Source organism: Streptomyces sp. bgisy100, from assembly GCF_057709105.1.
Map to the genome: position 1 here is coordinate 1 of NZ_JBYITE010000049.1, position 19,685 is coordinate 19,685.

Genomic DNA, 19,685 nt, shown 5'->3' on the forward strand with positions numbered 1-19,685 from the left:
CCTGCGCCCCCACCCCCTTGCCTTCACCCGGCCCTGCGGCCCTACCTGCTTCGTCCGGGCCGCTGGGTCGGTGGCACCGCGCCTTTGCGTTCACACGGCTCTGCGACTCCGCGCCTTTGCGTTTATCCGGCCCTGCGGCCCCGCGCCCTTGCGTTCACCCGGCGCTGTGCGCCCGCTCCCTTGCGTCCGGACCGTCGGGGCGGTGCCCCTGGCGTTCACGCGGCCCTGCTGCTTCGCCTCTTGCGGCCGGGCTTCGGTGCGGGGGCTGCGCGAGTGAATGCCGGGGCTCGTCCTCACGCGGCGGTCGGGCGTCCCGGGGGCAGTGGGTCGGTCAGCGGGTGGCGGTCAGGCGGGTGGGGCCCGTGCCGGTGAGGAGGGTGGCGAGGGCCTGGTCGACGTCGGCGCCGAGGTACCAGTCGCCGGTGTGGTCGAGGCTGTAGACGCGGCCTTCGGTGTCGATGGCGAGGGCGGCTCCGGTGCCGCCGGTCTCCTCGCCGAGGGGGCAGATCTCCGTGCCGAGGGCGCGTCCGAGGTCGGCGAGGGTGCGGGCGAGGTGGAGGCCGCGCAGCGGGTCGACGACGAGCGGGGTGGGGGCGATGTGCCGTCCGGGCCCTGCGGGGACGATGCGCAGGCCGCCGAATTCGGCCCAGGCCTCGACGGCGGCGGGGAAGACGGTGTGCCGGTGTCCGACGGGGGAGGTGTGGGCGCGCAGCGCGTCGGCCCAGATCTCGGCCTGGGGGATGTTCCAGCGGCCGGGTTCCCAGCCCGCTTCGCGCAGGGCGGCGTCGACGGGTACGGGGAAGCGGGTGGCGGCGGTGCGGTCGAAGGCGCGCACATCAGCTCCCGTGCGTCGGGTCGATGGCGCGGACGCCGAAGTGGGCGAGGAGTGAGGCGCAGGAGCGGCAGGGCGGGGCGTAGGCGCCGTGTTGCGGGTCGCCGTCCTCGCGGATGCGCCGGGCGGTGAGTTTGGACTGTTTCAGGGCGCGCCGCGCTTCGCCGTGGGTGAGGGGTTTTCGGGAGGCGCGTTTGCTGCGGGCCGATTCGGTGCCGGTCAGGTAGCGGGAGAGCAGCAGTGCTTCGGGACATCGGCCGGTGAAGCGTTCCCGCCGGTCGGTGGGGAGGGTGTCGAGGAAGTCCTGCACCAGGGGGTGGAGGGCGGGTGGCCGGCTGACTTTCGGCGCGGTGGCGGTCAGGGTTTCGCCGCGGACGGAGAGGGCGGCTGCGACGGCGGGCAGGATGCCGTCGCGGCGGTGGAGGAGCGGGGGCGGGCCGACGGTGTCGTCGGTGCTGCTCCAGCTGAGCCGGGGGTCGCCCGGCGGTGGTGCTGCTTCGGTTGCGCTCATGGTGGTGCTTCCCTCCCGTGCAATCCCCCGAGTTGCGGGGACAGCCTGCCAAATGGGCAGGCGGATGGGGAAGCCGAGGGGGAGGCTGCGGCGCGTCGTTCGACCGGTGGTCACGGGTGGGTGACGGGCCGTCACCGATGGACGCTCGTCCGGGTGGGCTGTGCCCGGCCGGTGCGGTGTGCCGTGCGGTGCGGGTTGCCCCGGGGCGGGCTGCGGGCCGTGGTCCGCGGGGGCGGGCCCGCGTGCGTCGGCAGCGCATAGGCTGTGCGCATTCAGCCAGACGCAGCAGGGGGCATCCGCCATGACGACAGGTCGGCTCGGGCAGCAGGCCGCGCCACCGAACACGGCCTACGCCGGGCAGGCCGTGCACTTTCCGGACCCGGTCCGGGCCGCTCGGCACCCGAAGGGCGTGCGGGTGGACGGGGACGGTTTCCCGGATTTCTCCCCGTATGCCCGTGCTGCCGCGGAGATCGCCGATCCTCCGGAGGGTTTCGGTGTCGACGAGCTGCGGCTGACGGACTACGTGTCGGCGAACGCCGCGCTGCACGCCGACGGGCACGAGCTGTGGGGCAGTCTGTCGCCGGTGGCCACGCCGCACGGCTGGACGTGGCATCACGTGGCGGGCACGCGCCGGATGGAGCTGGTCCCGGTCGAGGTGAAGGCGCTGCTGCGGCACCACGGCGGGCTGGCGACGGCCGCGGTGGACCAGGCCAAGCGCGGCACGCGGCCGTTGCAGGAGACCCGGCCGGCGCACTTCGGACTGCCGGCGCGGTCGTTGGCGGTCACCGAGGAGCAGGTGGCCGGTGTGGAGGAGGATCTCGGCTACCGGCTGCCGGGGGCGTACCGGGCGTTCCTGAAGGCGGCGGGCGGCTGCGCGCCGGTGGGGGTGGCGCTCGACGCGGAGCTGGGGCTGCTGGTGGACCAGCCGTTCCTGGCGGTGCGGGACGAGGCCGCGGTCAATGACCTGGTGTATGTCAACAAGTGTCTGCGGGACCACCTGACCAAGGACTATCTGGGCGTGGCCTTCGTGCAGGGCGGCGTGGTCGCGGTGAAGGTGAAGGGGCAGGCGGCGGGTTCGGTGTGGTTCTGCGCGTACGACGACGCGCGGGACCGGGACGGCCTGTCGGTGCAGGAGCGGGTCGAGTCGCTGCTGCTGCCCTGCGGTGACGATTTCGACGACTTCCTGCAGCGGCTGGCGGGCAGCCCGCCGGAGCTGGAGACCGTCGCGAACCTGATGGTGGACGGCGGCTTCGCGCGTGCCGTCCCGGTGGAGGGGTGAGCGCGATGGTGACGTTCGCGCAGGCGCAGGAGCGCGGGGAGCGCTGGGTCAACACCGATGTGGCCCCGTACCAGCAGCGTGAGGTGCGGGTACGGGAGTTCGACCTGGGTTTCGTGGTGTGGGCCGAGGGCCGGGAGGGCGGTCCGGGGGACGGCGGTTCCTCGGACGGCTGCCGGGCCCGGATGGTGATCGCCCGGGACAGCGGGGAGGCCACGCTGTGGCCGGGGCTGCCGGTGGGCGAGGTGATCCGCCGGTACGAGGAGCTGTACGGCGTGGCCGAGGACGACGCCGCGGCGGATGTGCCGCCGCAGCGGATCGATCTGGAGGCGACGTCGTTCCTGCTGACGCCGCCGCAGTGGCTGCAGGACGCGGCGGACGCGATCGGTATTCCGGATCAGCGGTCGCAGGGGTCCGGGTCGCTCGGGGGCGGCGCCCCGGCGGCGGGCGAGGGCGGTTCGTCCTCGGCCGCGGGTGCGTCGCAGTGGCCGGAGGCGGGTTCGGGCGCCGGGTCCGGTGGGGGCGCGTCGGCGGACCACGAGCCGACGGCCTCGGACGGTGTTCCCGCGCGGCCGGGCGGTTCCTCGGACGGCGCGGGTGCGTCGTCGGAGGGTACGCCGTGGGCCGACGCGACGCCGCGGGGCGATGACGACGACCGGTCCGTGGGCCTGCCGCAGACGGTGTTCGCGCCGCCGCTGTCCGATGTGGACGGGGGCGGCACTCCGCCGCCCGCGGCGAGTGCCGAGGCGAAGACCGCGCTGATGTCGGGCGGCAGCCAGTTGCCGCCGACGGCGGTGTCCCCGGCGCTGGGCAGTGAGGCGGATCCGGGGTGGGGCGGGCCGGGGGCCGCCGGGGCTCCGCAGCAGCCGCCGGGCGCTCCGGGTACGGGCCGGCCGCCGGGTGCGGACGCCGCGGACATCGCGGACGCGGACACGGCGCGTGCTCCGCGCGGTGCGGGCCCCGGTACTCCGCCGCACGGCGCACCGGGCGTGACGCCCGGTACTCCGCCGGCGCCGGGTGCGCCGGGGGCGGGCGCTCCGGCGTCGGGCCCGGGGGCTCCGGGCGCGCCGGCGGGCGGCTACATCCCGACGCAGCTGGCTCCGGCGCTGCCGCCGGAGAGCGCGGACCCGAACGGTCCGCAGCCTCCGCCGGCGCCGGGTGCTCCGGGTGCGCCGGGCGCGCAGCCCCCCGGCCCTCCGGGTGCTCCCGGTCAGCCGGGTGCGCCGGGCCAGTCGGGTGGTCCGGGTGGTGTGCATCATGCGGCGACGATGCTGGCCGGTCCGGGCACCGGTGGTCCGGGTGCTCCGCAGCCTCCGGGTCCGCCGCCGGGCGCTCCGGGCCCGGCCGCCCCGCAGCCTCCGGGCCCTCCGGGTGCTCCCGGACAGCCGGGCGTACCGGGTGCGCAGGGCCAGCCGGGTGCGCCGGGTGGGGTGCATGCCGCCGCCACCGTGTTCGCGCCGCCCGGCGGCGCGCCGATGCCTCCGCAGGGCGGTCCCGGCGCCCCGCAGCCGCCCGGTGCTCCCGGGATGCCGCCCGGTGCCCAGCCGCCCCAGGGCGCGCCCGGCATGCAGCCGGGTGCTCCCGGTGTGCCGCCGGGCGGGTACGGCTACCCGCAGGCCCCGAACGGTCAGCCCATGGTCGGCCCCGGCTACATGGCCGTCCTCCGCTACCGCGCGCAGGACGGCTCCGAGCAGCAGCTCATCCGCCGTTCCGCGCCGGGCACCCCGCATCCGGAGTGGCAGATCCTGCACGAGCTGCGCGCCATGGGCGTGCCGCCGCAGCAGGTGCTGGAGCTGCACACGGAGCTGGAGTCCTGCGATCTGCCGGGCGGCTACTGCGCCCGGATGATCCGGGAGACCTGGCCGCAGGTGCGGATCAGCCACACCGCCGCGTACGGCCTCGATCACGCCTCCCGTCAGCAGGGCGTCCGGCATCTGATCGATCATCAGGGTGAGCTGCACCAGGTGGCGGACGGGCCCGCGCGGCCGGCGCCGAACCGGGTGCCGCTGCCGCACCCGAGCCAGGTGCAGCGGGTTCCCCCGGTTCCGGCGGAGGGCCTGGCGCAGGAGCTGATGCAGGCGTTCGGTCCGCAGGGCGTGTTCCGCTTCGACCAGCGTGCGGTGTCCCGGCAGGGCGTTCCGGACGTGGTCGGGCAGACGCTCGTCTGGGCCGGGCTGCCGCTGGACATGGGCCCGTTCTTCTGGGCGCAGGCCCAGCCGGGCCGCCCGGTGCCCACGCTGGCGGAGCTCGCCGCCGAGCGCGCGGTGCAGCCGGCCCCGGACGCGGCGTCGTACCTGGTGATGGGCAGCGACTTCGGCCGTCAGCTGTGCGTGCAGTACGGCACGGCGGCCATCGTGGCGGTGCCGGTGGAGGCGGGTCCGGGCGGGCAGCCGGTGGCGCCGCAGTTCGTCAATTCCGGGCTGCCGGAGTTCGTCCGCTGCCTGGCGCTGCTGGGCCGGATGTGGCGGCTGCGGTTCGGGCTGACGCCGGACCAGGCGGGCCGCTGGACCGTCGACTTCCAGGCGCAGCTGGCCGCACTGGACCCGGCGGCGCTGTCGTCGCCGGACAACTGGTGGGCGGTGCTGCTCGAGCAGATGTGGGACGGGCTGTTGTAGCCCCGCCCCGCGGAACGGTGTGCCGGACCGGGCGTCCGGCCTGTGGAAACAGGCCGGACGCCCGGTCCTTTTTGTGCTGCCGGTGTCCGGTGGGCCGGGTCCGTTGGCGCCCCGGATGCCCCGTCCGGCCGTGGTGCGGCCGGTGGGGCGGTTCCGTATTCGAGTGCGCTCGGCGCATCCTTGGGCAGGAGTGTGGCGGAGTGTCGCGTTATGAGTGGATCGCTCCGATCCAGAAAGATGGCGCGCAGAGCGTTGCATGACGGACCAAAAGGGGCTTCAAGATGAGTGCGTCTGTGTCACCTCACGGCTTCGCCGTCGTACGCGGCCGGGAACGCGGCTACGGTCCCGCGCAGGTCGACCGTGCCGTGAGCCGGCTGTCGGCCGACCGGGACGAGGCCTGGGAGCGCGCGGCGCGGCTCACCGTCCTCGCCAAGGAGCTGGAGGAGGAAGTCCAGCGGCTGCAGGCCGAGGTCGCGGCCCTGCCGCCGCAGACGTACGAGGCGCTGGGGCCGCGGGCGCAGGAGATGCTCGCCATCGCCGAGGCCGAGGCGGTGGGTCTGCGGGAGCGGGCGGAGGCCGCGGCGCGGGAGTTCCGGGAGGAGGCGGAGGAAGAGGCGCTGGCGGTCCAGGACGGGGCGCGGACCTATGCCGTCGAGGTGCGGGGCGAGGCGGAGGCGTGGGCCGAGCGGTGCGCGGTGGCGGCCCAGCGGGTGGTCGACGATCTGCGGACCGGGGCCCGGCAGGACGCCCAGGAGTGGCGTACGGACGCGACGGCGGTGCTGACGGAGGTGCGCCGGCGGACCGCCACCCTGCTCGCCGCGCAGGAGCAGGAGATCGCGGAGCGGGCGGCGGAGGCCGAGCGGGCGATCGCCGATGCGGAGGCGGAGTCGGACGCCCGGATCGAGAGCCTGTTCGGGCGGGCGGAGTCGACGCTGGGGGAGGCGCAGCGGGCGCACGCCGAGGTGGAGCGGGCCGCGCGCGCCTGGCAGGAGGACGCGGAGACCCGCGGCGCGGAGCTGGTGGCGCGGGCCCGGGCGTGGGAGGAGCGGGTGGAGCAGGAGACCGAGCGGCTGCTGAAGGAGCACGAGGAGCAGCGGGAGGAACTGCGGGAGCACATGGCGCGGGTGCGCAGCACGCTGTCGGGGCTCGCGGGCGGGATGGAGCGGGATCCGGGCGCGGTACCGGGTCCGGCGCCGCGCCCGGAAGGCTGACGGCGGGGCGGGGCGGGGCGGCGGGCGGTGAGCGGTGGGCGTGGGTGTTCCGGACGGCTGCTCGGGGCGTTCTCCAGGACATGCAGGTGCCGGTCCCGGCGGTGCCGTGCCGACGCCGTACTCCGTCGGGCTCCCCTGCCGGTGAAGGTCCGGCGGGGCGTGGACGTCACGGGGGCCGGGCGGGCCCGCGCTCAGTCCGTCTCGCCGTCGGGCAGAACCGGGAAGCGGCGCGGCGCCAGGAACAGCAGGACGAGGAAGGCGAGGGCGGCCGCCGCGGCGGCCCCCACGTACACATGGTCGACGGCGGTGTCGACCGCGCGCCGCAGGTAGTCCGCTGCCGGGGCGCTGAGCGACCCGGGGTGCTCCAGGGCGTGGGAGACGGAGTCGAGGTCGCCGGGGAGTCCGGAGCGCATCGCGGCCGGTGCGGTGGCGAGGTGCCGGGCCAGGGTGGCGTTGGCGACGGCCCCGAAGAGCGCCGCTCCGACGCTCTGGCCGACCTGCCGGCAGAACAGGACGGATGCGGTGGCGGTGCCGCGCTCGGCCCACCGGACGGTCGACTGCACGCCCACGATGAGCGGCAGTTGGAAGATGCCGAGGGCCGCGCCGAGCAGCAGCATGATCAGGGCGGGCTGCCAGGGGGCTCCGGGGTAGGGGAGCAGGGGGAAGGCGAGCAGGATCAGGGCCGCCGCGCCGATGCCGACGAGGGCGCTCTGCCGGAAGCCGATGCGGTTGTAGACGTGGCTGCTGAGCGCGGCGGACAGCGGCCAGCTCAGCGTCATGACGGAGAGGACGAATCCGGCGGCGATGGGGCCGAGGCCGAGGACGGACTGGGCGTAGGTCGGCAGGAAGACCGTCGGGGCGATCATGAGCAGGCCGAGCGCGCCGAGCGCCAGGTTGACGGCCGCGATGGTGCGCCGCTTCCAGACCCAGCCCGGAATGATCGGTTCTGCCGCCCGCCGTTCGATGGCCACGGTGGCCGCCGCGCACAGCGCTCCGGCGCCGAACAGGGCGAGTGACGGGGTGGACAGCCAGGGCCAGGCGACCCCGCCCTGGACGAGCGCGGTGAGCAGCAGCCCGCCGCAGGCGAACACGCCCAGGGCGCCGGCCCAGTCGATCCGCGGCTTCCGGTCGCGGGATCCGTGGGGCTCGTGCAGGTGACGGAGGATCAGCCACACCGCGACGGCGCCGACCGGCAGGTTGATCAGGAAGATCCACCGCCAGTCCGCGTAGGCGGCGAGCAGCCCGCCGACGGCGGGGCCGGCGACGGCCGACACGGCCCAGACCGTGGACAGCCGGGCCTGGATCCGGGGCCGTTCCTTCAGCGGGTAGAGGTCGGCGGCGATGGTCTGGACGGTGCCCTGGATCGCCCCGCCGCCCAGCCCCTGTACCACCCGGAAGGCGATCAGGACGGCCATGTTCCAGGACCCGGCGCACAGCAGCGAGCCCACGAGGAACAGGCTGATCCCGCAGACGAGGACCGGCTTGCGGCCGAAGGTGTCGGACAGCTTGCCGTAGACGGGCAGCGTGACCGTGACGGCCAGCAGATAGCCGGAGAAGAGCCAGGAGAAGACGGAGAAGCCGCCGAGGTCGCCGACGATCTGCGGGACGGCGGTCGAGACGATGGTGCCGTCGAGCGCGGCCAGCGCCATCGCGAGCATCAGCGCGGCGACCACGGGCCCGCGGCGGGCCGCCGGCGGGGAGCCGGAGGCAGGCGCCGCGTCCCGGCTCATACGTCCCGCGGTCCCGCCCATGCTTCCCCCTCCACCGGTCTGTGTACCCCACACCCTTCCATGCCGGACGAGTCCGGAGAACGGTCCGGAGGGGCGTCGCTGGGGGAGGCCCTGGCCGTCAGGGCGGGGTGGGCGACGTGTCCTGTGGGTCACCTCCTGCCGCCGGTCATCTCCTGCCGGTCATCCCTTAGGGGGAGGCCCACGCCTTCTCCCCTCCCATGTCTCGTCCCGGCGGAGGAGGTGGGCGATGTCCGCCGCTCCCTAACCTGTGGGAGCGGGCCCGACCCGGAGGTGGGGCCCGACCGGGGGCGCAATCGGTGCCGAGCAAAGCCGGCACTGAACGCGATGACGACGGCCCGGGTGCGCTGCGGGGGAGCGCACCCGGGCCGCGGCACGTTCCCGGCCCCGGCGCGATCTGCGATGCGGATATCGCCCCTTCCTGTCGAGCTGCCTGAGAAGCCTCACGGACGGCGTCGGATGCGTGTGCAGTACCGTGCTGGACGGTCCAACTACCAGCAAAAGTACGGAAGTTGAAAATGCGACAGCGAGCACGAATCCCCGCGGCTGTCCTGCTGGCGGCTTCGACGATGCTGCTGACAGCCTGCGGAGGAAAGTCCGACCCCTCCCCGGAAGGGATCGACGGGAAAGAAGGCCGGATCGGAGACTCCGAGTGCGTCGCCCTCGGTCCCTGAGGGTAGGCCGAGCGTCGAATTGCCCGACGACCTCGAAATGAACTTCGCCTGGGGCGGAACCGGGAAACCTGCCGAGGATGCGGTTTTCAAGGACGCCGAACAGTTCTTCCGGGCAATGAAGCGAGCCAGTGCGCGGAATGACCTCAAGGACCCTGCCTACCTCTTCTACTCGAAGGCCGGTGGCACGAAGTACGCCGCTACGCAGATCGGTCTGAACATCAAGGACAACCTGGCTCCCACCGGGAAGGACCGGTACTTCGACGGCAAGGTTGCTGTCGAGGGCGGAACCGCCGGACTGGTGACGTGCCGGGATCAGAGCAAGGTGTTCAGCAAGGACAGGAAGACGAACAAGGTCTACAGGGACGACCCCCACGCGAAGCGCAACGCCAGTCGCTACACGATGCGTCTGGAGAAGGGCGCCGCAGGAGTCTGGAAGGTCTCCTCCGTCTACGTGACGGAGGGAGTGAAGGAATGCAGGCCGTGACCGTCCGCATGGCGTCGAACGCCGTCGGTCACACCGGCGAGGCCGGTTGAGTCACCCCACTCCTGGCGGCGTGGCGTCGGCCGTGGGCTCGGGATTCACTGTCGCGCCCGGTTCCCTGCGCCCGTCACCCCGGCACGTCGGGGCGTAGGGCGCGAGCCCGTCCCCAGGCCCGCTGCCCGGTGTCCCCGCAGGTCACAGCCCAGGCCCCCGCCCCTCTCCCGCTGCCCGCCCCCGGCTGTCGGTGCAGCGACGTACTCTGGACCACCCCGGCCCGTTTCCACGTGTCGGGCGGCGTGCGTTGTCCGCCGCGTTCGTCATGTCCACACGTTCGTCATGTCCACCCCGGGACGGGAAAGCTTCATGAGCCTGCACGGTCTGCTCGACGTCGTCGTCAACGATCCCGCGCTCGCGGAAGCGGTGAAGGCGGCCGCCGACGGCAATCGCCCGCAGGTGGATCTCGTCGGCCCGCCCGCCGCCCGTCCCTTCGCCATCGCCGCTCTGGCCCGCTCGGCCGAGCGGCCCGTTCTCGCCGTGACCGCCACCGGGCGGGAGGCCGAGGACCTCGCCGCCGCCCTGCGGTCGCTGCTGCCGGCGGACGGCGTGGTCGAGTACCCGTCGTGGGAGACGCTGCCGCACGAGCGGCTGTCGCCCCGGTCCGACACCGTGGGCCGCCGCCTCGCCGTGCTGCGGCGGCTGGCGCACCCGGCCCCGGACGACCCGACCGCCGGGCCCGTCAGCGTCGTGGTGGCGCCGATCCGCTCCGTACTGCAGCCGCAGGTCAAGGGCCTGGGCGACCTGGAGCCGGTGAGCCTGCGCGGCGGGGACAGCGCCGACCTCGGCGAGGTGACGGACGCCCTCGCCGCGGCCGCGTACTCCCGGGTCGAGCTGGTCGAGAAGCGCGGCGAATTCGCGGTGCGCGGCGGCATCCTCGACGTCTTCCCGCCCACCGAGGAGCACCCGCTCCGGATCGAGTTCTGGGGCGACGACGTCGAGGAGATCCGCTACTTCAAGGTCGCCGACCAGCGCAGCCTCGAAGTCGCCGAACACGGTCTGTGGGCGCCGCCCTGCCGCGAGCTGCTGCTCACCGAGGAGGTGCGCACCCGCGCCGCCGCCCTCGCCGAGCGGCACCCCGAGCTCACCGAACTCCTCGGGAAGATCGCCGAGGGGATCGCCGTCGAGGGCATGGAGTCGCTGGCCCCCGTCCTGGTCGACGAGATGGAGCTGTTGCTGGACGTGCTGCCCGCGGGCAGCATGGCCGTCGTCAGCGACCCCGAGCGGGTGCGCACCCGGGCCGCCGACCTGGTGGCCACCAGCCAGGAGTTCCTGCAGGCGTCCTGGGCGGCCACCGCCGGCGGCGGCGAGGCCCCCATCGATGTCGGCGCCGCCTCGCTGTGGGGCATCGCCGACGTCCGGGACCGGGCGCGCGAGCTGGGCATGATGTGGTGGACGGTGAGCCCGTTCACCACCGACTCCGAGCTGGAGGGGGACGCGCTCCGGCTCGGCATGCACGCCCCCGAGAGCTACCGCGGCGACACCGCCCGGGCGCTGGCCGACACCAAGGGCTGGCTGGCCGAGGGCTGGCGCGCCGTCTACGTCACCGAGGGGCACGGCCCGGCGGTCCGTACCGTCGAGGTCCTGGGCGGCGAGGGCATCGCCGCCCGGCTCGCCGACGCCGGGGGCCGGGCGGGCGACCTCGGCGAGATCGCCCCGTCCGTGGTCCATGTGGCCTGCGGCTCCATCGACTACGGCTTCATCGACCCGGGCCTGAAGCTGGCGGTGCTCACCGAGACCGACCTGTCCGGGCAGAAGGCCGCGGGCAAGGACATGGGCCGGATGCCGGCCCGCCGCCGCAAGACCATCGACCCGCTGACCCTGGAGCCGGGCGACTTCATCGTCCACGAGCAGCACGGCGTGGGCCGGTACGTGGAGATGGTGCAGCGCACCGTCCAGGGCGCCACCCGCGAGTACCTCCTCGTCGAGTACGCCCCGGCCAAACGCGGCCAGCCCGGCGACCGGCTGTTCGTGCCGACGGACCAGCTGGAGCAGGTCACCAAGTACGTCGGCGGCGAGGCCCCGACACTGCACCGGCTCGGCGGCGCCGACTGGACCAAGACCAAGGCGCGGGCCAAGAAGGCCGTCAAGGAGATCGCAGCCGACCTGATCAAGCTGTACTCGGCGCGGATGGCGGCCCCCGGGTACACCTTCGGCCCGGACACCCCCTGGCAGCGCGAGCTGGAGGACGCCTTCCCGTACGCGGAGACGCCCGACCAGCTCACCACCATCGCCGAGGTCAAGGAGGACATGGAGAAGTCGGTCCCGATGGACCGGCTGATCTGCGGCGACGTCGGCTACGGCAAGACGGAGATCGCGGTCCGCGCGGCGTTCAAGGCGGTGCAGGACGGCAAGCAGGTGGCGGTCCTGGTCCCCACCACGCTCCTCGTCCAGCAGCACATGGGCACCTTCTCGGACCGGTACTCCCAGTTCCCGGTGGTCACCCGCGCCCTGTCGCGGTTCCAGACCGACACCGAGGCCAAGGCCGTTCTGGAAGGGCTCAAGGACGGCTCGGTCGACATCGTGATCGGCACCCACCGGCTGTTCTCGTCCGAGACCAAGTTCAAGGACCTGGGGCTGGTCATCGTCGACGAGGAGCAGCGCTTCGGTGTGGAGCACAAGGAGCAGCTGAAGAAGCTCCGCGCCAATGTCGACGTCCTCACCATGTCGGCGACCCCGATCCCGCGGACGCTGGAGATGGCGGTCACCGGCATCCGCGAGATGTCGACGATCACCACGCCGCCGGAGGAACGGCACCCGGTGCTGACCTTCGTCGGCCCGTACGAGCAGAAGCAGATCGGTGCGGCCATCCGCCGTGAACTGCTGCGCGAGGGCCAGGTCTTCTACATCCACAACCGGGTGGAGTCGATCGACCGGGCCGCCGCGCGGCTGCGGGAGTTCGTCCCCGAGGCGCGGATCGCCACCGCGCACGGGCAGATGACGGAGGGCGCCCTGGAGCAGGTCGTGGTGGACTTCTGGGAGAAGAAGTTCGACGTGCTGGTCTCCACCACCATCGTGGAGTCCGGGATCGACATCTCCAACGCCAACACCCTGATCGTCGAGCGCGGCGACAACTTCGGCCTCTCGCAGCTCCATCAGCTGCGCGGCCGGGTGGGCCGGGGCCGGGAGCGCGGCTACGCCTACTTCCTCTACCCGCCGGAGAAGCCGCTCACCGAGACCGCCCACGAGCGGCTGGCGACCATCGCCCAGCACACCGAGATGGGCGCGGGCATGTATGTCGCGATGAAGGATCTGGAGATCCGCGGCGCGGGCAACCTGCTGGGCGGCGAACAGTCCGGCCACATCGCGGGGGTGGGCTTCGACCTGTACGTCCGCATGGTCGGCGAGGCCGTCGCCGACTACCGGGCATCCATCGAGGGCGGGGCCGAGGAGGAGCCGCCGCTGGAGGTCAAGATCGAGCTGCCGGTGGACGCGCACGTCCCGCACGACTACGCGCCCGGCGAGCGGCTGCGGCTCCAGGCCTACCGGTCGATCGCCGCCGCCACCTCGGAGGAGGACATCGCCGCGGTCCGCGAGGAGCTCACCGACCGCTACGGCAAGCTGCCGGAGCCGGTGGAGAACCTCCTCCTGGTCGCCGGACTGCGGATGCTCGCCCGCTCCTGCGGGGTCACCGACATCACCCTCCAGGGCCCCAACATCCGCTTCTCGCCGGTGGAGTTGCGCGAATCGCAGGAGCTGCGGCTCAAGCGGCTGTACCCGCGGACGGTGCTCAAGCCGAACACGCAGCAGATCCTGGTGCCCCGTCCGGCGACGGCCCGTATCGGCGGCAAGCCGCTGGTCGGCCGCGATCTGCTGGCCTGGACGGGCGAGTTCCTGACGACGATCCTCGGCTCCTGATCCCGGGGGTGGCCACCGGGGCGGCATGCCCCGGTGGTGCGCCGGACTCGACCCGGCAGGCTCTTCAGGAGGGCCTCTCCGGCATCAACTCCCCGTCAGGGGCCCCGGCTTGAACACGCTGTCGCCCTCGTGCCCGCGGCCACTCCTACCGCCGCCCCCGCAACAGCCGTGCCGCAGTATCGACCGGCGGCCGCCGTGCGCAGGCGGGACCGCTCTATGCTGCCCTTCGGATCGCTGGATCGTCGCAGCTCATCGTGGGGGGCCGGGCCATGCACACCGAGGGGTACACGGATCGCGGACGGTCTGCTGCGGATCACGGACAGCCTGCTGCGGGACTCGGCGCGGCAGGTGCCGCGGTGCTGCTGGCGGCGGGGCTCCTGCTCACCGGCTGCAAGGGGATCGACCCACCCGGGGACGGCGGCTCCTCGGCATCGGCCCCGGCCACCGGGTCCGGACGCGCCGTCAGCCCGCTGCGGAATCCCGACGGTACGAAACCGGGGCTCGCCGCCATCACCTCGGCGGCCGAGAAGGCGCAGGCCAGAGCCGTCATCGAGAAGCTCACGACGAAAGGCCGCGGCCCGCGGACCGGATACGACCGGGACGCGTTCGGCTACGCGTGGATGGACTCGGCGCCCGGCGGCATCCCGTTCGCGCGCAACGGCTGCGACACCCGGAACGATCTCCTCCAGCGCGACGGGGAGCAGGTCCGCTTCCGTTCCGGATCGGACTGCGTCGTCACCTCCCTGACCCTGCACGACCCGTACACCGGCAGAACGATCGACTGGACCAAGTCCCACGCCATCGCCGTCCAGATCGACCACGTCATGCCGCTCTCGTACGACTGGCAGCTGGGCGCCGCCCGCTGGCCGGAGGGCAGGCGCCAGGCCATCGCCAACGATCCGCTGAACCTGATACCGGTCGACGGGCCGGCCAACAGCGCCAAGCGCGACTCCGGCCCCGCGTCCTGGCTGCCGCCGAACAAGCGCATCCGCTGCTCGTATTCGGTCCGTTTCGCCCAGGTGTCGCTGAAGTACGACCTCCCGGTGACAGCCGCCGACAAGCGGATGATGCTGCGGCAGTGCGGCGGGTGACCCGGGCACGCTCCCTGCCCTGACCCGGCCGGGCCAAGTGCTGCCCCGTGCCCGGCCCCCGTACCGTCCCGTACTGCCTTCTGTCCCGGTCCCCTTACTGACCAGACCCCGTGCCCGTACCGCCCGTACCCCGGTACCGGGCGTTCCGGACGGGCCGCGTACCCAAGTGACCGCGGAATCGTTGGTCGAATCAGTGGCTACGGTCCCGCGGACTCCCTAACATCGATCAACGCCGGATCGATATGCCCGCTCGTCGCACGCCACCGTCCCTCATGGAGGGTTTCGCCCGCACGCTGTGCCGATCTTTGCCGGGAGGCTTGATGCTGCCGTACCGCCCGAGGAACCGCTGGACCGCGCTCTCCGTGACCGCCGCCGCACTGCTCACCGCGTCTCCGCTGCTCACCGCCTGCGGCAGCAATCCGCACCCCGGGGCCGCGGCCGTGGTCGACGGCGACCGGATCACGGTGTCCCAGCTCCAGGACACGGTGGAGGGCGTACGGGAGGCGCAGCGCAAGGTCCCGCAGTCCGCCCAGCTCATCCAGGACACCGGGCAGCTCAGCCGGGCCACCCTGAACAGCATGATCTTCGACAGGGTGCTGGCCCGGGCGGCCGGGGACGCCGGGATCGCGGTCAGCCGGCGCGACATCCAGCGGGCGCAGACCGCCGCCGAACAGGGCGCGGGCGGCGCGGCGCGGCTGCGGGCCCTCTGGCTCCAGCAGTACGCCATCGGCCCCGGCCAGGTGACGGACACCGTCCGCAACCAGCTCATGATGGACCGGCTGGCGCGCTCGCTCGGCGTGGAGCCCAACGACCCGAAGGGCCAGACCAAGCTCGGCCGGGCCCTGCAGCGGGCCTCCGCCACGATGGGCATCGACGTCAATCCGCGCTACGGCACCTGGGACGAGAAGAAGGTGCTGCTCGGCACGGTGAAGGAGAGCTGGCTCCGCAAGGCCCCGCCGGCCCCCGGCGAGCCGGCCTGACGCCGCACCGCCGCAACCGCCGGCCCCCGGACCACCGCACATCGGATCTGCGGCCTCCGGACCACCGCACATCGGGTCCGCGGGCCCCGGACCACCGAGCCCACCGGGGTTGCGGAGCCCGCCGGGGGCGCAGAGCCCACCGGGCCGCGGAACAAGGGGGCCGGGCAGCAAAGGGGCCGGGGAGTAGAGGGACCGGGCAAGCACCGGGCCCGGGGCGCACCGCAATCACCGGGTACGGCCCCCTGCCGACCCCCGACCGGGGCCTGGGGCCCCCGCCCGGTGGGTTACGTTCGACGCGTGACTGCAGATGCCCCCGGCCGAATCGTCCTTCTCACCACCAGCCACCGGGTCGCCCCCGGGCTGCTGTCCTGGCCCGCCTGGCAGGTGCTGCACGGCGCCGACCGGGTGCTGTGCGCCGACCCGGCCCACCCGCAGCTGCCGTATCTGCGCGAGGCCGGGATCACGGTCGAGGAGGCGGCGGCGGACGCCCAGGAGCTGGTCGACGACAGCGCGGGCGGCCGCACCCTCGTCGTCATCCCGTCCGGTGAGGGCGACGCCCGGCTGACCGACGGGCTCGCCCGGCTCGCCGGATCGGGGCGGGTGCAGATGCCCGACCTGGAACTGCTGCCCGCCTCCTACGACCTTCCGGGCGCACGCCTCCTGGACCTGGTACAGGTCATGGACACCATCCGCGCCGAGTGCCCGTGGAGCAGCGCCCAGACCCACGAGGGCCTGGCGAAGTACGGCATCGAAGAGGCCTACGAGCTGGTGGAGGCCATCGAGGCGGGGGACCGCGAGGAGCTCCGGGAGGAGCTGGGCGACGTCCTGCTCCAGGTCGTGTTCCACGCGCGCATCGCGCAGGACGACGCGGAGGAGCCGTTCTCCATCGACGACGTGGCGGGCACGATCGTGGAGAAGCTCATCCACCGGCACCCGCATGTCTTCGGGACGGAGACCGCCGAGAGCGCCGAGGACGTCAAGGCGCACTGGCGCCGGACGAAGGCCGCCGAGAAGCAGCGGGAGTCCGTGACGGACGGCATCCCGCTGGGGCAGCCCGCGCTGGCCCTCGCCACCAAGCTGGCCTCCCGGGTACGGACGGCGGGGCTGGAGGTGGCCGCGCCGGTGTCCGGGGGCGGCGGCGACCTCGGCGAGCGGCTGCTGTCCCTGGCCGTCCGGGCGGAGGCGGAGGGCATCGATCCGGAATCGGCGCTGCGGGCGGCGGCCCGCGCCTACCGGGACGCCATCCGGATGGCCGAACAAGCCGAGTGACCCCCCGCGACCCGGGTACTCGTCCGATATGTACCAGCAGCTGAGCTCGGACATCGCACTCCGGGACTACCTGGTCGGCATCGCCCCACTGGTGGTCGGAATCATCGTGGTGATTCTGTTGATCGGGGCCGTGTGGCTCGGTTACCGCGTCCGCTCGCGGGAGCCCGACCCGCCGCAGCAGCCCCAGCCGCGCGGCGGTGCCTGGGAGACCCAGGTCGAACACCGCAGCGGGGAGGCCCCGCCCAACCACGGGCCCGGCCACCAGGACGTGGCCCGGCCGCGCACGGATGTGTCCGAGTACCGCGAAGGGGACGAGGTCCCGCGGGACGGCATCCGGCACATGCCGTACGAATTCGGCTCCGGGTCGCGGACCAAGGACGACGGGGAGCCCCGGAAGTGGGACCACGGCGGCAGCGGCCACGGCACGGGATGACCCGGCGCGCGGGACGCGCCCGGACGGCGCGCCCGCCCAGCGGGATCCCGCCTCGGGCCGCGGGCCGGGGAGAGTTGCGCCCATGGACCGACGGCCCACCCACCCGACGGGCCCGGTGGGAGCGGCACATCACATCACCCCACCGTTGACGGGGCATCAGCGACATCGCGAGACTGCCTGCCATGGCGATCTTCGGGCAGGGCGGGCAGCGCAGGCGGACCGGGCAGGGCGGCTCCCGGCGGCAGGGCGTACTCCGGGCGGCGGCCGCGGCCGCACAGCAGCTGACCCGGCCCGACGGTCACGGGCGCGGCGCGCTCGCGGCGTTCGGAGTGCTCTCCGCGGCCGACCTGGCGGGCGTGAACAGCAGCCCGCGCGGACTGCGCCGGGCCGCGAAGCCGCTGCTCATGCCCGCGCTCGCGGTCCATGTGCTGCGCCGCCGGCCCGACACCTCCGCGCCGGTCCCCAAGGCCCTCGTCGCCGGGCTCGCCTTCGCCGCCGCCGGTGACACGGCGCTCCTCTTCGACGAGCACAAGCCCGCGTTCCTCCTCGGCATGGCGGCGTTCCTGGGCACCCAGGTCAGCTACACCGCGGGCTGTACCGGACTCGGCGCACTCCGCGGGATCGCGCGGAAGCCCTGGCCGGCGGTCGGCTGTCTGGCGGGCTGGGCCGCGGTGAACGCCGCCCTCGCGCCGACCCTCGACAAGCAGCTGCGGCTGCCGGTGGCCGGTTACAGCCTCGCGCTGGTCGCGATGACGGTCACCGCGCTCGGTGTGGGTGGCCGGGTCGGTGCGGGCGCCGCCGCCTTCCTGGGCTCGGACCTGCTGATCGGGCTCAAGGAGGCGGGCCGGGAAGTCCCCTCCCAGGAGGTGCTGATCATGGCCGGATACCTCCTCGGCCAGTACCTCCTCACCTCCGGCTGGCTGGAGCACCACGACGCCCGGCAGACCGCGTAACGCCCTCCGGCTTCCCGGGGGTCCCGGTCCGGCTCCCGGACGCCGGCCTCCGGCCCCGGCTCCCAAGCCCCCGCGGCCTCGGCTCCCGGACGCCGGCCTCCGGCCCCGGCTCCCAAGCCCCCGGCCCCGGCGTCCCCGCGGACGGGCCGCGGGGCCTCCCGGCGGGGCGGTTACGGTGAAGCGTGCCCCAGGAAAACCCCGATCCGACCCCGGACGTCACCGCCCCGGCCCACGAGACCCCGGACGCCACCGCCCCGGATGCCTCCACCGCGGACCGCCGGCCACCGGCGGCCACCGCCCCGCACGTCTCGCCTCCGGACGTCACCGCCCCGGCGCCCGAGACCCCCGCCACCCGGGCCCAGGACGCCTCGATCACGGACTCCCCGCCCCAGCTCTTCGGCTGGGAGTTCGCCGCCGACCCGTATCCGGCGTACGCCTGGCTGCGCGAGCACAGCCCCGTGCACCGGACCGCGCTGCCCAGCGGCGTCGAGGCCTGGCTGGTGACCCGGTACACCGACGCCCGGCAGGCCCTCGCGGACGCCCGGCTCTCCAAGAACCCCGTCCACCACAGCGAGTCCGCCCACGCCAAGGGCAAGGTCGGCATTCCCGGCGAGCGCAGCGCCGATCTGATGACCCATCTGCTCAATATCGACCCGCCGGACCACACCCGGCTGCGCCGCCTGGTGTCCAAGGCCTTCACCCCGCGCCGGGTGGCGGAGTTCGCGCCCCGGGTGCAGGAGCTGACCGACGGGCTCATCGACGGCTTCGCCGGGAAGGGCTCCGCGGACCTCATCCACGAATTCGCCTTTCCCCTCCCCATCTACGCCATCTGCGACCTGCTGGGCGTACCGGCCGAGGACCAGGACGACTTCCGGGACTGGGCCGGGATGATGATCCGGCACGGCGGCGGACCGCGCGGGGGAGTGGCCCGCTCGGTCAAGAAGATGCGGTCGTACCTGGCCGAACTGATCCACCGCAAGCGGGCGGAACCGGGCGACGACCTCATCTCCGGCCTGATCCGCGCCAGCGACCACGGTGAGCACCTGACCGAGGGCGAGGCGGCCGCGATGGCGTTCATCCTGCTGTTCGCCGGTTTCGAGACCACGGTGAATCTCATCGGCAACGGTATGTACGCGCTGCTGCGCCATCCCGTTCAACGGGAGCGGCTGCAGCGCTCCCTGGCGGCCGGCGAAACGGAGCTGCTCGCCACCGGTGTCGAGGAGCTGCTGCGCTACGACGGCCCGGTCGAGCTCGCGACCTGGCGGTTCGCCACCGAGCCGCTGACCCTCGGCGGGCAGCGGATCGCCGCCGGGGAGCCGGTGCTGGTGGTACTGGCCGCGGCCGACCGCGACCCGGAGCGCTTCGACGCGCCCGGCACCCTCGACCTCGCCCGCCGCGACAACCAGCACCTCGGCTACGGCCACGGCATCCACTACTGCCTGGGCGCACCGCTCGCCCGGCTGGAGGCACAGACCGCGCTGGCCACCCTGCTGCGCCGTCTGCCGGATATGCGACTTGCGGTGGAAACGGATGAATTGCGATGGCGTGGCGGGCTCATCATGCGGGGACTGCGGACCCTTCCGGTGGAGTTCAGCCCTACGGGAAGTGAAGGTTTGTCAACTACGTGACCAATACGTGATCTCGGCTACATCGTCTTGTGACTGCCGTGGGCCGCCGTTACTTTCAAGCGGTCCCCCCA

At 73.6% G+C, this 19,685-nt stretch carries 14 protein-coding genes; 11 read left to right on the forward strand and 3 right to left on the reverse strand.

Features of this window, described 5'->3' with window-relative positions; translation table 11 throughout:
* Positions 1–331: 331 nt before the first annotated feature.
* Both AC3EQ1_RS25775 and AC3EQ1_RS25780 read right to left on the reverse strand, forming a co-directional pair.
* Positions 332–835 (reverse strand): SUKH-3 domain-containing protein, encoded by a 504-nt coding sequence (locus AC3EQ1_RS25775; protein ID WP_432096722.1) that lies wholly within the window; start codon positions 833–835, stop codon positions 332–334.
* A 1-nt stretch (position 836) separates the two neighbouring features.
* A complete protein-coding gene (locus AC3EQ1_RS25780; protein ID WP_432096723.1) occupies positions 837–1,343 on the reverse strand; it encodes a YwqJ-related putative deaminase in 507 nt (168 codons plus the stop codon).
* A 301-nt stretch (positions 1,344–1,644) separates the two neighbouring features.
* On the opposite strand from AC3EQ1_RS25780, the gene AC3EQ1_RS25785 reads away from it, so the two are divergent.
* From AC3EQ1_RS25785 to AC3EQ1_RS25795, 3 genes are all read left to right on the forward strand, one after another.
* Positions 1,645–2,622, forward strand: a complete 978-nt coding sequence (locus AC3EQ1_RS25785; protein ID WP_432096724.1) for an SMI1/KNR4 family protein — start codon at positions 1,645–1,647, stop codon at positions 2,620–2,622.
* Positions 2,623–2,627: 5 nt separating this feature from the next.
* Positions 2,628–5,234: an SUKH-4 family immunity protein gene (locus AC3EQ1_RS25790; RefSeq protein WP_432096759.1), complete on the forward strand. Its 2,607-nt coding sequence runs from the start codon at positions 2,628–2,630 to the stop codon at positions 5,232–5,234.
* Positions 5,235–5,515: 281 nt separating this feature from the next.
* Entirely contained in the window at positions 5,516–6,445 is a 930-nt protein-coding gene (locus tag AC3EQ1_RS25795) for a coiled-coil domain-containing protein (RefSeq protein WP_432096725.1), read from the forward strand.
* Between the two features lie 191 nt (positions 6,446–6,636).
* On the opposite strand, the gene AC3EQ1_RS25800 is transcribed toward AC3EQ1_RS25795, so the two are convergent.
* Positions 6,637–8,196: an MDR family MFS transporter gene (locus AC3EQ1_RS25800; protein WP_432096726.1), complete on the reverse strand. Its 1,560-nt coding sequence runs from the start codon at positions 8,194–8,196 to the stop codon at positions 6,637–6,639.
* Between the two features lie 690 nt (positions 8,197–8,886).
* Here AC3EQ1_RS25800 and AC3EQ1_RS25805 point away from each other — a divergent pair.
* The 8 genes from AC3EQ1_RS25805 (at position 8,887) to AC3EQ1_RS25840 (ending at position 19,614) form a co-directional block, all read left to right on the forward strand.
* Positions 8,887–9,351, forward strand: coding sequence for a hypothetical protein (locus tag AC3EQ1_RS25805; protein WP_488187176.1), 465 nt, complete (start codon positions 8,887–8,889; stop codon positions 9,349–9,351).
* 360 nt (positions 9,352–9,711) lie between these two features.
* Positions 9,712–13,260, forward strand: a complete 3,549-nt coding sequence (gene mfd / locus AC3EQ1_RS25810; RefSeq protein ID WP_432096760.1) for a transcription-repair coupling factor — start codon at positions 9,712–9,714, stop codon at positions 13,258–13,260.
* A gap of 269 nt (positions 13,261–13,529) precedes the next feature.
* Positions 13,530–14,351, forward strand: coding sequence for an HNH endonuclease family protein (locus tag AC3EQ1_RS25815; RefSeq protein WP_432096728.1), 822 nt, complete (start codon positions 13,530–13,532; stop codon positions 14,349–14,351).
* A gap of 320 nt (positions 14,352–14,671) precedes the next feature.
* Positions 14,672–15,331, forward strand: coding sequence for a SurA N-terminal domain-containing protein (locus tag AC3EQ1_RS25820; RefSeq protein WP_432096729.1), 660 nt, complete (start codon positions 14,672–14,674; stop codon positions 15,329–15,331).
* A gap of 279 nt (positions 15,332–15,610) precedes the next feature.
* Complete coding sequence (locus tag AC3EQ1_RS25825; protein WP_432096730.1) at positions 15,611–16,600, forward strand: nucleoside triphosphate pyrophosphohydrolase; 990 nt, start codon at positions 15,611–15,613, stop codon at positions 16,598–16,600.
* Positions 16,601–16,628: 28 nt separating this feature from the next.
* Positions 16,629–17,033 (forward strand): DUF6479 family protein, encoded by a 405-nt coding sequence (locus AC3EQ1_RS25830; protein ID WP_432096731.1) that lies wholly within the window; start codon positions 16,629–16,631, stop codon positions 17,031–17,033.
* A 182-nt stretch (positions 17,034–17,215) separates the two neighbouring features.
* Complete coding sequence (locus AC3EQ1_RS25835; protein ID WP_432096732.1) at positions 17,216–17,986, forward strand: lysoplasmalogenase; 771 nt, start codon at positions 17,216–17,218, stop codon at positions 17,984–17,986.
* 371 nt (positions 17,987–18,357) lie between these two features.
* Entirely contained in the window at positions 18,358–19,614 is a 1,257-nt protein-coding gene (locus AC3EQ1_RS25840) for a cytochrome P450 family protein (protein ID WP_432096761.1), read from the forward strand.
* The last annotated feature ends 71 nt before the right edge of the window (positions 19,615–19,685 follow it).